The organism is Paenibacillus sp. UNC499MF (assembly GCF_900107975.1).
In the GTDB taxonomy this organism is placed as follows: domain Bacteria; phylum Bacillota; class Bacilli; order Paenibacillales; family NBRC-103111; genus Paenibacillus_F.
On the sequence record NZ_FNVF01000006.1, the window covers coordinates 30,100 to 45,752 of the forward strand.

3 protein-coding genes are annotated in these 15,653 nt (G+C 61.5%); all 3 read left to right on the plus strand.

The features are described from left to right. The first annotated feature begins 112 nt into the window (after positions 1-112). The 3 genes from C4S74_RS26245 to hrpB all read left to right on the plus strand — a co-directional run bounded on the left by C4S74_RS26245 (position 113) and on the right by hrpB (position 15,625). Complete coding sequence (locus tag C4S74_RS26245) at positions 113-12,487, plus strand: Ig-like domain-containing protein (RefSeq protein ID WP_146065503.1); 12,375 nt, start codon at positions 113-115, stop codon at positions 12,485-12,487. 161 nt (positions 12,488-12,648) lie between these two features. Beyond that, positions 12,649-12,861 (plus strand): hypothetical protein, encoded by a 213-nt coding sequence (locus C4S74_RS14510; protein ID WP_103996016.1) that lies wholly within the window; start codon positions 12,649-12,651, stop codon positions 12,859-12,861. Positions 12,862-13,057: 196 nt separating this feature from the next. Then, the gene (hrpB, locus tag C4S74_RS14515) at positions 13,058-15,625 is read left to right on the plus strand and encodes an ATP-dependent helicase HrpB (RefSeq protein ID WP_103996017.1); all 2,568 of its coding nucleotides are present in this window, start codon (positions 13,058-13,060) and stop codon (positions 15,623-15,625) included. Positions 15,626-15,653: the final 28 nt, after the last annotated feature.

Sequence of the window (15,653 nt, forward strand, 5' to 3'; positions counted from 1 at the left end):
GGATTGTTCCGCTTGGCGTTTTTTTTATTTTTTTCCAGTGGTCGAGCTTTGTCGAAGCAAATCGGCGCCGGGCCCGGCATAAACTACCTATAGCGGAAAGGAGGGATACGGGTTGCCTTTTATAAACAGATACTCGGTGACGACCAACGGCGCCATCACGTTTACGGGCAATACGCTCGGCCTCAGTAAAGCGAACAATACAAACGCGCCGGGAACGGCTCACTCCATCGGAACGTTTACGACGGTCAACACAACTTTACGGGATGGAACTTACCCGCTCGGGACCACGTCCGATTACCGGCTGAATTCTTCTTCGGCCATTCTCGTCCTGCCCGCCCAGAGCACTGTTTTATATGCGGAACTGATCTGGGGAGGGAGCTATAATCTGGGCGGGGAAAATGTTGCCAGCGTTTTGAACAATACGGTGTCGCTCACGAACAGCGCCGGCGTTTTTACGGTTACGCCGGATACGGCTACGGCCAGCGTGAATACGACGAGGTACTTTTATGTCAGGTCGGCCAATGTCACGAGTCTTGTCCAGTCCGGCGGAGGCGGTACCTATACGGTCGGCAAGGTTCCGGGTACGCAGGGAGACAGCGAAAACAGCACCAATCATGCGGGCTGGACGCTTGCCGTCATTTATCAGAATGCGACGCTGCCTTCGCGGAACATGACCGTTTTCGTCGGCAATGAGATGGTGGATACACCTTCAAGCACCACCTCGGCTGTCGTAAGCGGCTTTTCGACCCCGACGAGCGGTCCGCTCAGCGGGAGGCTTCTCGTCAGCGCTCAGGAAGGGGATTCTCCGCTTACGGGGGATCAAATGCAGTTCGGGCCGACAGCCGCCGATCTTACGCCGATTTACGGGCCGAACAATCCCGTAAGCAACTTTTTTTGCTCGCAGATTAATAACGACAGCGGCCTGCTTGACACGACAGGGACGTTCGGGGACCGCAATCACCCTACGGGCTCCGTCATATCCGGAGGCCGCCAGGGGTGGGACATCACGAATGTGGACGTATCGTCCAAACTCGTTAATTCCCAGACATCCGCCAATATCCGGGGAACGACTTCAGGCGATGTCTATCTGATTAATGCGCTGGCTCTTCAGGTGAACATCAACGCGCCGGTCATCAGCGTAACGAAGGAAGCAAGTAAAACGACCGCTTACATTAATGAAGTAATTACGTACAAAATTACGATAACGAACTCCGGCAACGCCACGGCCAATACGCTTACGCTCAAAGACCTGCAGCCTGCGGGCACCACATTTTTAGCGGGCAGCGTGACCGTCAACGGCACGGCTCAAGTCTCGGCGAATCCTTACACGGGCATCTCCCTCGGGAACTTGGCGAACAGCCAGACGATCGTGGTCCAATTCCAAAGCCGGGTCACAACGCGGCCTACCGATTCGCCGCAGTTCGCCGATCAGGCGACAGTCACGTACCAGTTCCAGAGCGTAATCGGGGGAACGGTGTTCAATGGCACGGCAGCTTCATCCGTCGTGACTGTAGCCGCCGGGAATTACCCGCCGACCGCTTCGAATGTAACGGGAACAATTCCGGAGGATACATCGTTTACAGGGCAAATTCCGGCATCGGACCCCGAATCCGCGGCTTTGGCTTATACGGTCGGGAGCCCGCCCGCACACGGAACCGTTGCGCTTAACGCGAACGGGACTTTTACTTACGTGCCGAATCCGAATTTCAACGGAACGGATTCTTTCTCCGTCACCGTCAGCGACGGCAGCGGAGGGACGGCGAACTCGCTCGTCACCATCCGGGTTACACCGGTGAACGATCCGCCTGTCGCCCAGAATCTTTCGCTTACTACGCTGGAAGACACGTCTCTGAGCGGAAAAGTGGCCGCAGCCGATGCGGACGGCGATACGCTGACATTCAGCCTGGCCGCTCCTCCCGCGAACGGAACGATTGTGTTCGGCCCGACTGGAGTGTTCACGTATACGCCCAACCTCAACTACAACGGACAGGATAGCTTCGCCTATTCGGTCAGCGACGGCAATGGAGGAACCGCCGCGGGCTCCGTAACTATTACGGTTACGCCGGTTAATGATGCTCCCGTCGCCGCCAATGTGAATTTGACGACGGCGGAAGACACGCCTGTCAGCGGAGCCGTACCCGCGACCGATGTGGACGGGGACAGCTTGACGTATACGCTGGCCGCTCCCGTTACGCACGGTAGCGTCACGCTTAACGCGAACGGTACGTTCGTGTACACGCCGGGTCTTAACTTTAACGGCAAGGACTCTTTCGCCGTCCGGGTAAGCGACGGGAAAGGCGGCTCGGCCGTCGCCAACGTCACGATTGTCGTAACGCCCGTCAATGACCCGCCCGTCGCCGCCGGAGGCAGTGTCGTCACGCCGGAAGATACTCCGGTGAGCGGCAAAATAACCGCAAGCGATGCGGACGGAGACGCGCTGACTTATTCACTCGGCGCCGCGCCGCTCCACGGCACGGTTGTACTGGCGGCGGACGGAAGCTATACGTATACGCCGCTTGCGAACTTCAACGGCACGGACAGCTTCACGGTTGTCGTCAGTGACGGCAGCGGAGGCACTGCGGCTGCTTCTGTACAGGTCACCGTCACGCCCGTCAATGATGCGCCCGTCACGTCCGATCTTGCTCTGACGACGGCGGAGGATACGCCGGTCACGGGCACTGTAACCGCAGCGGATGCCGACGGCGATGCGCTTACCTATGTGCTCGGGACGCTGCCGACCCACGGCACGGCCGTACTCGGGCCCGGCGGAATTCTGACCTATACGCCGCTTGCGAACTTCAACGGCACGGACAGCTTCAATGTGGTCGTTAACGACGGCAAAGGCGGTTCGGCGATTTCGCATATCGTCGTCACGGTAACGCCGGTCAACGATCCGCCCGCGGCGCAGGACGCGAGCGTCGTTACGCCGGAGGATACGCCCGTATCGGGCCGGGTCCTCGCGTCGGATGTGGACAGAGACGCGCTGACCTTCGCTCTCGGCACTCCGCCCGTTAACGGCACGGCTGTCGTAGGACCCGACGGGAGCTATACGTACACGCCCGCGCCCGATTATAACGGAACGGACTTCTTCACCGTTATCGTCAGCGACGGCAGCGGGGGGACCGACTCGGCTGCCGTTACGGTAACGATAACGCCGGTCAACGATCCCCCCGTCGCTTCGGATACCGCGCTGACCACAGCGGAAGATACGCCGGTAAGCGGCGCGGTCACGGCTGCGGATGCGGACAGGGATTCTTTAACCTATACGGTAAGAGCACCCGCGTCGAACGGAGCCGTCACTTTAAATCCCGACGGGACATTTACTTATGTTCCGGTGCCGGATTTCAACGGAACCGATTCGTTTGTCGTCGAGGTGAGCGACGGCAAAGGCGGTTCGGCCGTCTCCAATGTGACCGTGACGGTGACGCCGGTCAACGATCCCCCCGTGCCGGAATCGCTGACGCTTACCACGCCCGAGGATACGGCGGTAAGCGGTCAGGTCACGGCTGCGGACGCGGATGGAGATCCTTTGACTTTCGCTTTGGGGACGGCTCCTCTAAACGGGACGGCAACGGTGGCGGCGGACGGGTCTTATACCTACACGCCTGCGCTTAATTTTAACGGTACGGACAGTTTTACGGTGGCCGTAAGCGACGGGAGCGGAGGGACCGCGGAAGCTGTCGTCACGATTATTGTGTCACCGGTCAACGATTCTCCGGTGACGGCGGATGCGGCGGTGACCACACCGGAGGACACTCCCTTGAGCGGCTCCGTAACCGCAGCGGATGCGGACGGGGACGCCCTGAGCTATGTGCTCGGAACGCTTCCCACGCACGGCACGGTATCGCTTCTCTCTGACGGAACCTACACGTATACGCCGGACCCCGATTTTAGCGGCACGGACAGCTTCACCGTCGTCGTCAGCGACGGGCGGGGAGGCTCGGCGATTTCCAACGTGACGGTGACGGTCACTCCTGTGAACGATCCGCCCGCCGCCTCGGACAGGGCGGACGTCACCCTGGAAGACACGCCGGTAAGCGGTCAGGTGACTGCGTCGGACGTGGACGGCGACGCGCTGACCTTCAGTCTGGGCGCGCCTCCGGCTAACGGAACCGCCGTAATATCGGCCGACGGCACTTACACCTATACGCCGGACCCGGATTTTAACGGAACGGACAGCTTCACGGTGACCGTGAGTGACGGCAGCGGCGGAACGGCGACTTCGACGGTAACGGTCGTGGTGGAACCGGTCAACGATCCGCCTGTCACTTCCGATGTGACGCTGACGACGCCGGAAGATACGCCGGTCAGCGGAGCTGTCGTCGCGGCGGACGCGGACGGGGATGTACTCGCCTTCACCGTGGAGGCTTCCCCGGGGCACGGAACAGTTACGCTCAATACGGACGGAACGTTTGTCTATACTCCCGGACCGGACTTTAACGGGACCGATTCTTTTGTAGTCGGCGTCAGCGACGGAAACGGCGGGAGGGCTTTGTCGAGCGTGACGGTGACGGTTACCCCCGTGAACGATCCTCCCGTTGCGGAAGATTTTGCGGATGTGACCCCGGAAGATATTCCAGTAACGGGCCAGGTTACGGCTGCGGATACGGACGGCGATCCGCTTACGTTTGCCATCGATACGCAGCCTGCCAACGGAACGGCGGTCATTACCGCAGCGGGTACGTTTACGTATACGCCAAATCCGGACTTTAACGGAATCGACAGCTTTACCGTGACCGTCAGCGACGGAAACGGCGGCACGGACACCGCTGTCGTTACGATTACCGTCACCCCGGTGAACGATGCGCCCGTGACGGCGGATCTGAATCTGACCACTTCCGAAGATACCCCGCTTGCGGGAGCGGTAACGGCTTCGGATGCGGATGGGGACGCGCTTCAATTTGTTCTGGGCACGGGTCCGGTAAACGGCAGCGTAACGGTTGCGGCCGACGGCACGTTCACCTATATTCCCGCCCCGGATTTTAACGGCACGGACAGCTTTACCGTCGTCGTCAACGACGGCAACGGAGGCTCGGCCATTTCGAACGTGACGGTTACGGTCACGCCCGTGAACGATCCTCCGGTCGCGTTGAATGAAGCTGTTTTCACATTGGAGGACACCTCTGTCCAAGGACGGGTCGGAGCGACCGATGCGGACGGGGAAGCGCTGACGTTCGCTCTGGGAACGCCGCCTCTCAACGGGACGGCGGCGGTGGGAGCGGACGGCGTCTATACCTATACGCCTGCGCTTAATTTTAACGGCACGGACAGCTTTACGGTACTCGTCAGCGACGGCAGCGGAGGAACCGCCGAAGCGCAGGTGACGGTGCAGGTTGCTCCCGTAAACGACGCGCCTGTTACGACAGACGTGGCACTGACGACCCCGGAAGATACACCTGCGGGCGGAACCGTGACGGCAACGGACGTGGACGGAGATACGCCAACTTATACGCTGGCGGCGCCCCCTTCTAACGGCACGGCGGTTGTGAATACGGACGGATCGTTCCTGTATACGCCCTTTCCCGATTTTAACGGAACCGATACGTTTGCCGTGCTGGTCAGCGACGGTAACGGAGGAACCGCCATCTCCGGCGTGACCGTGACGGTCACCCCGGTGAATGATCCGCCCGCAGCGGAAAACGCCGCATTGGTAACGCCGGAAGACACTCCGGTGAGCGGTCAAGTGACGGCAACGGATGCGGACGGGGACGCTTTAACGTTCGCGCTTGGCACGCCACCCGCTAACGGTACGGCGGCGGTTACTCCGGCGGGTGCCTTTACGTACACGCCCGCAGCGGATTATAACGGCACGGACACGTTCACGGTCATCGTCAGCGACGGCAACGGGGGAACGGCGGAAGCGGCCGTTACCGTTACGGTGACACCGGTCAACGATGCACCGGTCACGGCGGATCTGGCTCTGACGACGCCGGAAGATACGCCGCTTACCGGAACGGTAACAGCTACGGATGCGGACGGAGATTCCCTTACGTTTCTGCTCGGAACCGTTCCGACGAACGGAACTGTTGCCGTCTTGCAGGACGGAACGTTCACGTATACGCCGGCACCCGATTTTAACGGTTTGGACAGTTTCACGGTTGTGGTTAACGACGGCAGCGGCGGGTCGGCGATTTCAAATGTGACCGTTACGGTGACGCCGGTGAACGATTCACCCGTGGCGAATGATGTATCGGATCGTACGGCGGAGGATACCCCGACCAACGGTCAGATTACCGCCGCCGATCCAGACGGAGATCCGTTGACGTACAGCCTTGCGGCGCCCCCGGCGAACGGAACGGCAGTCGTGGGACCGGACGGTTCCTACACGTATACGCCGGCACCCGATTTCAACGGCACTGACAGCTTTACGGTACTCGTCAGCGACGGCAGCGGAGGAACGGATACCGCCGTGGTGACGGTAGAGGTCACGCCGGTGAACGACCCGCCTTTTGCACCCCCGCAAAATTTGAGCACACCCGAAGACACAGTGCTTTTCGGACTTATCGGGGCGATTGACCCGGACGGCGATCCGCTTACGTATACGGTGATCGTTTCGCCGGAAAACGGCGTTTTCACGGTAAACCCGGACGGGACGTTCTCTTACACGCCCGGTTTGAACTTCAACGGCACGGATACGGTGGCCGTACGGATCGACGACGGAAACGGAGGTTCCGGGATTTCTGTCCTGAACCTGACGGTTCTGCCTGTCAATGACCCGCCTGCTGCGGAAAATACGTCTGTTTCGGTACCGCAGGATTCTTCCGTGACCGGCCGGATCGTGGCGACCGATGTGGATGGAGATACGCTCTCATACATCGCTTCGACTCCTCCGGCGAACGGTTCGGTCGTCATTGGAGCGGGCGGTTCCTTCACCTACACGCCGAACCCGGGATTCAGCGGAACGGACACCTTCGTCATCCAAGTAAGCGACGGAAACGGCGGAACGAATACGGCGGAGGTTGCGGTAACGGTAATCCCGACGCTTAATCCCGAATTAGGCAATGACGCCTCCGTTACGACGCCCGAGGATACGCCGCTCAGCGGAGCGGTCACGGGAAATCCGCCTCCGGGAAACACGCTGGTTTTCATCCTGGAGGGGGTTCCCGGCAATGGCAGTGCGTCAGTAAACCCCGACGGGACGTTCACCTATACGCCGAATCCCGATTTTAACGGAACCGATTCGTTTACGGTCCGGGTGACTTCGAGTCCGGGCGGGCAGATCGATTATTCGCTCGTTACCGTGACGGTGACGCCTGTCAATGACGCTCCCGTTGCGGCGGATATGCAGGTGACGACCCCCGAAGACATTGCGTACAGCGGGAAAATAACCGCTCAGGACGCGGACGGCGACGCGCTGGCCTATTCGATAAGTACAGCTCCCTTGAACGGGACGGCGTCTGTGGGGGACGACGGAACGTTCACGTATACGCCGAACGCCGATTTCAACGGCACCGACAGTTTTGCGATCCTCGTCGATGACGGAAACGGGGGTACGGACACGTCCGTGGTAACCGTGACGGTTCTGCCGGTGAACGATGTGCCGGTTCTGTCCAACGCATCCGTCACCATTCCGGAAGATACGTCCGTTACAGGGACCTTGACGGCAGTCGACGGAGACAACGATACTCTGACGTTTACACTGCTTACGTCCCCCGTGTACGGAACCGCAGTCGTTTCGGCGGACGGGACCTTTACGTATACGCCGATTCCGGATTTCAACGGAACGGATTCGTTTACGGTTCAGGTTGACGACGGAAACGGCGGCACGGCGGTCGCGAACATAACGGTGACGGTGACGCCGGTGAACGATCCGCCGGCGGCGGCCGATGTAAGCGACGTGACGCCGGAAGACACGCCCGTAAGCGGCCAGGTTCCGGCGGCCGATGTGGACGGCGACGCGCTGACGTTCGCGCTGGGGACGCCGCCGGCAAACGGCACGGCGGTCGTGACGACGGCCGGCGCATACACGTACACGCCCAACCCGGACTTCAACGGCACCGACAGCTTCACCGTAACGGTGAGCGACGGCAGCGGCGGCACGGACACGGCAACGGTCACGATTACGGTGACGCCGGTGAACGACGCGCCGGTGACGGAGGATCTGTCGCTGAGTACGCCGGAGGATACGCCGCTTGCCGGCGCGGTAACCGCCACGGATGCGGACGGCGACGCGCTGACGTACGTGCTCGGCACGCCGCCGTCCCACGGAACGGCGGCGGTGGCGGCCGACGGCACGTTCACGTATACGCCGGCGCCGGACTTTAACGGGCTCGACAGCTTTACGGTCGTCGTGAACGACGGGGCCGGAGGGTTCGCCATCTCGCATGTCACCGTAACGGTCACGCCGGTGAACGATGCGCCGGTGGCGGCCGGGCAGGTCGATTACACGGCGGAGGATACGCCGGTGACGGGGCAGGTGACGGCCACGGACGTGGACGGCGACGCGCTGACGTTTGCGCTGGGAACGCCTCCGGCAAACGGAACGGCCGTGGTGGCGGCGGACGGCACGTACACGTACACGCCGAACCCGGACTTCAGCGGCACGGACAGCTTTACCGTGACGGTGAGCGACGGCAGCGGCGGGACCGCGACCGCGACGGTCACGGTCAACGTGGCGCCGGTGAACGATCCGCCGGTGACGGCCGACGTGGCGCTGACGACGGCGGAGGATACGCCGGCGGCGGGGCAGGTGACGGCCACGGACGCGGACGGCGATGCGCTGACGTACGTGCTGGCGGCGGGACCCGGACACGGCAGCGTGCTGCTGAACGCCGACGGGACGTTCACGTACACGCCGGCGGCCGATTTCAACGGCACGGACAGCTTCAGCGTGACGGTGAGCGACGGCAGCGGCGGGACGGCGGTGTCGCACGTGACGGTAACGGTGACGCCGGTCAACGACGCGCCGGTGGCCGCCGATGTCAGCGACGTGACGCCGGAAGACACGCCGGTGACGGGTCAGATCACGGCCACGGACGTGGACGGCGACGCGCTGACGTACGCGTTGGGGACGCCGCCGGCAAACGGAACGGCCGTGGTGACGGCAGGCGGGACGTATACGTACACGCCGAACCCGGACTTTAACGGCACCGACAGCTTTACGGTGACGGTGAGCGACGGTAACGGCGGAACGGCAACGGCAGCCGTAACGGTGACGGTGACGCCGGTCAACGACGCGCCGGTGACGGCGGATCTGGCGCTGAGTACGCCGGAGGATACACCGCTTGCCGGTGCGGTGGCAGCCACAGATGCGGACGGCGACGCGCTGACGTTCGTGCTCGGCACATTTCCGAGCCACGGAACGGCGGCGGTCTCGGCGGACGGAAGTTTTGTGTATACGCCGGGGACGGATTTCAACGGGACCGATTCTTTTACGGTCGTAGTGGACGACGGACGGGGAGGCTCGGCGATTTCAAACGTTACGATAACGGTGACGCCGGTCAACGACGCGCCCGTGGCGGCCGGGCAGACGGATTACACGGCGGAAGATACGCCGGTATCGGGGCAGATTGCGGCCTTTGACGCCGACGGCGACACGCTGACTTTCACACTGGGCACGCCGCCGGTGAACGGATCGGTGCTGCTCGGAGCGGACGGAGCTTACATCTATACGCCGAATCCCGATTACCATGGGACGGATAGTTTTACGGCCGTTATCGCCGACGGACAGGGCGGCACGGCCGAAGTGCCGGTAGTAATTGTCGTCACTCCGCAAAACGATCCGCCCGTCGCGGAAGACCTTTATACGGCCACATTCGAAGATACGCCGCTTACCGGCACGGTTGCCGCATCGGATGCGGACGGCGACACGCTGACGTTTGCGCTGGCGCTGCAAGCTTCGAACGGAATCGCTTCGGTGACGGCTGCCGGCGCATTCAGCTACACGCCGAATGCGAATTTCAACGGGATCGACAGTTTTACCGTAACCGTCAGTGACGGCGCTGGAGGAACGGACAGCGCGGTCGTGACCGTAACGGTCGTTCCCGTCAACGATGCGCCCATTCTCGGTACGCTTAATGAGACGACCCCCGAAGATACCGTTCTGAACGGACAGATTACGGCGGCCGACCCGGATGGCGATCCCGTTGTATATGCTCTTGCCGCACAGGCTGTCAACGGGACAGCCGCGGTAAATGCCGACGGATCGTACACGTATACGCCGAATCTTAATTTTAACGGCATGGACTTTTTTGTGGTGACGGCTTCGGACGATCAGGGCGGAGTCACATCGGCAATCGTAAACGTAATGGTCACGCCTGTTAACGACCCGCCTTTCGCGGCTCCGCTGGCCCTTGCTACCCAGGAGGATACGCCCGTATCCGGCACGATTTCGGCGTATGATCCGGAAGGCGATCCTCTTGTATACACCGTCAATACGGCGCCCGGGAACGGGACGGTGATTTTAAATGCGGACGGAAGCTTCATCTATACCCCCGTTCCGGATTTTAACGGGACGGACGGTTTTACCGTCCTCGTGAGCGATAATCATGGAGCCGGGTTCGTTTCGGACATCACCGTGACGGTGCTGCCCGTCAACGATCCGCCGCAGGTCAGCGACGTGTCGGAATCCACGTTTATGAACCGGCCTGTCAGCGGAACGATCGATGCGGCCGATATCGACAGCGGCGTTCTCACTTACGCGCTGGACACACCGCCTGCAAACGGTACGGCGGCTGTAGGTCCCGGAAACACGTACACGTATGTGCCGAATCCGGATTTTATCGGAACTGATTTTTTCCGTGTCAGAGTCACAGACGAATCAGGCGCTTCAGGGACAGCGACGATTACCGTCGAAGTGTCACCGGTTTTTGTGGGCTCCGCGAGCGAAACGATCCTGACGACGCTGCAAAATACGCCGGTTACCGGCACAGTCCCACTCGTCCCGGAAGTTTCGGCGGTCTATCAGGTGAGCACACCGCCCCCGAACGGTACGGTAACGGTAAATGCCGGCGGAAGCTTCACGTATGTGCCGAACCCGAGTTTCACGGGCGGCGATTCGTTCGTCCTTACGGAATCGGGCACCCTGCAGACGGTTTTGGTCCGTATCGTCGTCCTGCCAATAAATCAGGCCCCGGTGGTCCAAGATGTCCAAAGCTCCACGACCAGGAATACGCCGGTATCCGGAGTGGTAGCGGCGGCCGATCCGGAAGGGCGGGCACTCTTTTACGAGCTGAATTCCCTGCCGGTCAACGGGACGGCATCGGTCGGTGCGGACGGGACATTCACGTACACGCCTAACCGTAACTTCACGGGAACGGATTCTTTCACGGTCCGTGTAAGAGATGCGGATGGGGCCGTCAGCATCGCGTCGGTCATCGTAACTACCGCATTCACCAATTTACCGCCGGTTGCGGACGATGCTTCCTATTCCACACCGGAGGATACGACGGTTTACGGGAAGCTGTCCGCCGCCGATCCGGATGCGGATTCCATCGGCTTTAGGGTCGCAAAGCCGCCTGCACACGGCACGGTAGAGCTTGATTTGGACGGAAGCTTCCGTTATACGCCCTATTCGGGATTTGCGGGGAACGATGCTTTTGGAGTAGAAGTGACGGATACTTACGGGGCGTTCACCGTTTTGGAAGTGTCGGTAACGGTACTGCCCGTCAACGAACAGCCGGTAGCCGGAAATATTGAACTCGGTACCCGTGAAGGGGAGCCGGTAACCGGGCGGATCCCAGCCGCCGATCCGGAAGGCGGGCAGCTCCTCTTCGAACTGCTGGGCGCCCCTTCCCACGGAACGGCCGTGATCCGTCCGGACGGAACGTTTACGTATACGCCGTTCGAGGGCTTTACGGGAACGGATGTGTTTACGGTGGTCGTCACAAGCCTCCGCACAGGCGAAAAAACATTCGCGGCTGTCCGAATTACCGTTAATCCGTCGGAAATTCTTCCGTCCAACCGCCCTCCCGCGGTAGCGGATCAGTATTTCGCCACCTTTGCGGACACTCCGCTCGACGGGCAGCTGCATGGAGCCGATCCCGACAACGATCCGCTGCGGTTCGAGCTTCTGCTGCCGCCGGAATCGGGAAAAGTCAGCGTCGGGGCCGGAGGCAGGTTTATTTACGTGCCGGACCCGGGCTTTACGGGAAGCGACCGGTTTACGGTCCTTATCCGTGACGGCAGAGGAGGCATTTCCATCGCGCTGGTTACGATTACGGTCGAAAGGAAAGATGAGGGGGGCGGTAACGGCGAGCCTGTGCCCGATACGCTGACGGCGCGCGGCGAAACCCGGACGACTTCCATGAATACGCCTGTTCAGGGCAGGGTCCGGGCCTTGAGCAGGCTGGGACTGCCGTTGACGTATTCCTTAAAAAATCCGGCCAAACAAGGAAATTCCACGGTGGGCGCAGACGGAATCTGGACGTACAATCCCGGCCGGAACTTTACGGGCATAGATGTTTTCATTATCGAGATCGCAAACAACCGCGGAGACCTTACCGAAGCCGTTATTACGATTATTGTGGAACCTCAGGTCGAGGAATAGAGGAGCAGGCGGCACGTATGCGAGGAGAACACTTGAAGGGGACGATACAATCGTCCTCTTTTTTGTGCGGAGAGGTGAATGGACGGGAAGCGGTCAATTGGTTTATGCTGTGAAAAGAGTTTCCGGTCTTCGCTGCGAGGGATGCTGCCGGATTCATCCGGATGAATCCGCTACTGCCGGATACGTCCGGATACGATACCGGAACGCGGGCGGAGCGGTTCTTTCGTGTTTTTCAAAAACGATTCGGCTCAAAAACATTAATCCGCAGCTTGGGCTTCCGGCTGCTGCATAACCGGGCGATCCGGGAAATCTGTTCAAGCGCCGCCTGCTTTTTGAAGAAATGGGTTTTCGACGACCGGCATCCGGCTTATTGAAGATTGTGTTCGCAAAAGTAAACGCTCCGGCCGCTGTTTCGCTGTCGCGGTTCAGGGATGTTAGGTTACGGCGGAACCGGAAAAACGGCGGGCTGGGTGCCGGAATGCCGGCGAAAGATAAAGACAATTACGGAATCACTTTTAAATACAAGAAGGCAAGGGTTAACTTCTAACGAATTAAACGGGGGACACAAATATGGACGTACCGGTGGAGGCAGTACTCCCGGAATTGCTGGACGTGCTGAGGCGGGAGCGGAACGCGGTCCTTATCGCACCTCCGGGCGCAGGCAAAACGACGCGCGTGCCGCTTGCTCTTCTTCAGGAATCCTGGCTGGACGGCAAACGCATCTTGATGCTGGAACCGAGGCGGATTGCGGCAAGGGCCGCCGCAGCTTACATGGCGTCCCTGCTGGGAGAGAAAACGGGCGAAACGGTCGGTTACCGGATGCGCTCGGATACGAAGATCGGGCCGAAGACAAGGATCGAGGTCATTACGGAAGGGGTTCTTACCCGCATGCTCCAGCGCGATCCTTCTCTTGAAGGAGCGGGAATCGTGCTGTTCGACGAGTTTCACGAGCGGAATCTGGCGGCGGACCTGGGCCTTGCCCTCTGCCTGCAATCCCAGTCTCTGCTGCGGGAAGACCTGAAGCTTCTGGTCATGTCCGCGACATTGGAAGCCGACGGAGTCGCGGCGCTGATGAACGGCGCCCCCGTCGTCACGAGCGAGGGCAGAATGTATCCGGTCGAAACCCGTTACAGGCGGGACCCCGTCAAAGGGTCCGTGGAAGCGGCCGTCCTGGATACGGTTCTGCAAGCCTGGCACGAGGAGGAAGGGGATCTGCTCGTGTTTTTGCCGGGAGCGCCTGAAATACGGCGCGTGGAAAAAACACTCGCCGCCCGTCTCCCTGCCGGGCAGGCTCTCGTTGCGCCGCTGTACCGCAGTCTGACGCCGGAGCAGCAGGACCGGGCAATTGCGCCCGATCCGCAGGGAAGGCGCAAGATCGTGCTGGCGACGACGATCGCCGAGACGAGCCTTACCGTCGAAGGCGTGCGCATCGTCGTCGACAGCGGGCTCGCGCGCGTGCCGCGCTTTTCGCCGCGCACCGGCATGAGCCGCCTGGAGACGGCCGCGGTTTCGCGCGCCTCCGCCGATCAGCGGCGCGGCCGTGCGGGGCGTCTTGCGCCGGGCGTCTGCTACCGGCTGTGGACGGAGCAGGAGGAGAGGCGTCTCGCTCCCGCCGGGCGGCCCGAAATGGCCGAGGCGGATCTGGCGCCGCTGGCGCTCGATCTCGCCGTATGGGGAGCCCGGCCGGACGAGCTGGCCTGGCTCGACGCGCCTCCGGCCGCCGCTTACGCCCAGGCGTGCGGCCTGCTCCGCAGGCTCGGTGCGCTGGACGAAGCGGGCGCCGTCACCGCTCACGGCCGCAGGATGGCGGAGCTCGGCCTGCACCCGCGGCTCGCGCACATGGCGCTGCAGGCGCTTCCGCTGGGCGCGGGCGGGCTGGCCTGCGAGCTGGCGGCGCTGCTCGGCGAGCGGGATATTCTCCGCGGCACGCCGTCGGCCCGGGATGCGGACCTGCGGCTGCGGGCCGAAGCTCTGCGGGCCTATTCCAGCCAGGGGCGCGGAGCGAAGCGGGCCCCGCAAAGCGGCGGCTCGACCGGCGCTCCTCCTGCGGAGCCGGAAGGCTTCGCGGCCGGGAGCGGGCCGGCAGGCGCGGATGTTTCCGTGCTGCGCCGTCTCGGAGCGGAGGCGGCCCGCTGGAAGCGCGAGCTGGGCGTTCCGGAGGGCGAATCCGGCGGTACGGAACGGACGGGCCTGCTGCTCGCGTTCGCTTTTCCCGACCGCATTGCCGGACAGCGTTCGCCCGGACGGTTTACGCTCAGCAGCGGCAGAGGGGCCGCGCTGCCCGATATGCAGCGCCTCTCGGCGGAGCCTTGGCTGGTCTGCGCCGATCTGGACGATCAGGGCGCGGAAAGTACCGTTTACTTGGCGGCTCCCGTCGGACTGGACGAGCTTGAGGAGCATTTTGCCCATGAAATCGCCGAGGACATTTCGGTGTATTGGGACCGGCAGGCTCAAGCCGTACGGGCCCGGAAAAAAACATCGCTCGGCTTGCTGACCCTACGGGAGATCACCGTTGCCGCGCCGGATCCGGAGCTTACGCGGAATGCCCTGCTTCAGGGGATCAGAAGCCAAGGGCTGGAAGTGCTGGTTTGGAGCAAGGCGGCGAAACAGCTGCGCGAGCGTCTGAGCTTTATGGCCCTTCACGATGACCGGTGGCCGGATGTTACCGACGAAGCTCTGCTTGCTTCTCTGGAAGAGTGGCTGGGGCCGCATGTATACGGCATGAAAAACCGGGGAGACCTCCAGCGTCTGAACCTCGTGACGGTGCTGGAAGCCATGCTCACATGGGAAGAGCGGAGACTGCTGGACGAACAGGCGCCTACGCATCTGTCCGTGCCCAGCGGTTCCCGCATCCCGGTCGATTACAGCATGCCGGAAGCCCCCGCCCTGTACGTCCGTCTTCAGGAAATGTTCGGGCTTCAGGCTACGCCTGCCGTCGGCGGCGGACGCGTCCCCTTGACCCTGCACCTGCTTTCTCCGGCACAGCGGCCCGTACAGGTTACGCGCGATCTGGAAAGCTTTTGGAAAGAAGCTTATTTCGAGGTTAAAAAAGATCTCAAAGGCCGCTACCCGAAGCATTACTGGCCGGACAATCCGCTTGAAGCGATTCCGACCAGCCGGGCGAAGCCACGCAAATAGTCCGAGTACACATATAGAAAAAGAGGTG

Coding starts and splice junctions, on each gene's coding strand:
- C4S74_RS14510 (WP_103996016.1), top strand. CDS start 12,649: ATGAATCCGCTACTGCCGGATACGTCCGGATACGATACCGGAACGCGG.
- hrpB (WP_103996017.1), top strand. CDS start 13,058: ATGGACGTACCGGTGGAGGCAGTACTCCCGGAATTGCTGGACGTGCTG.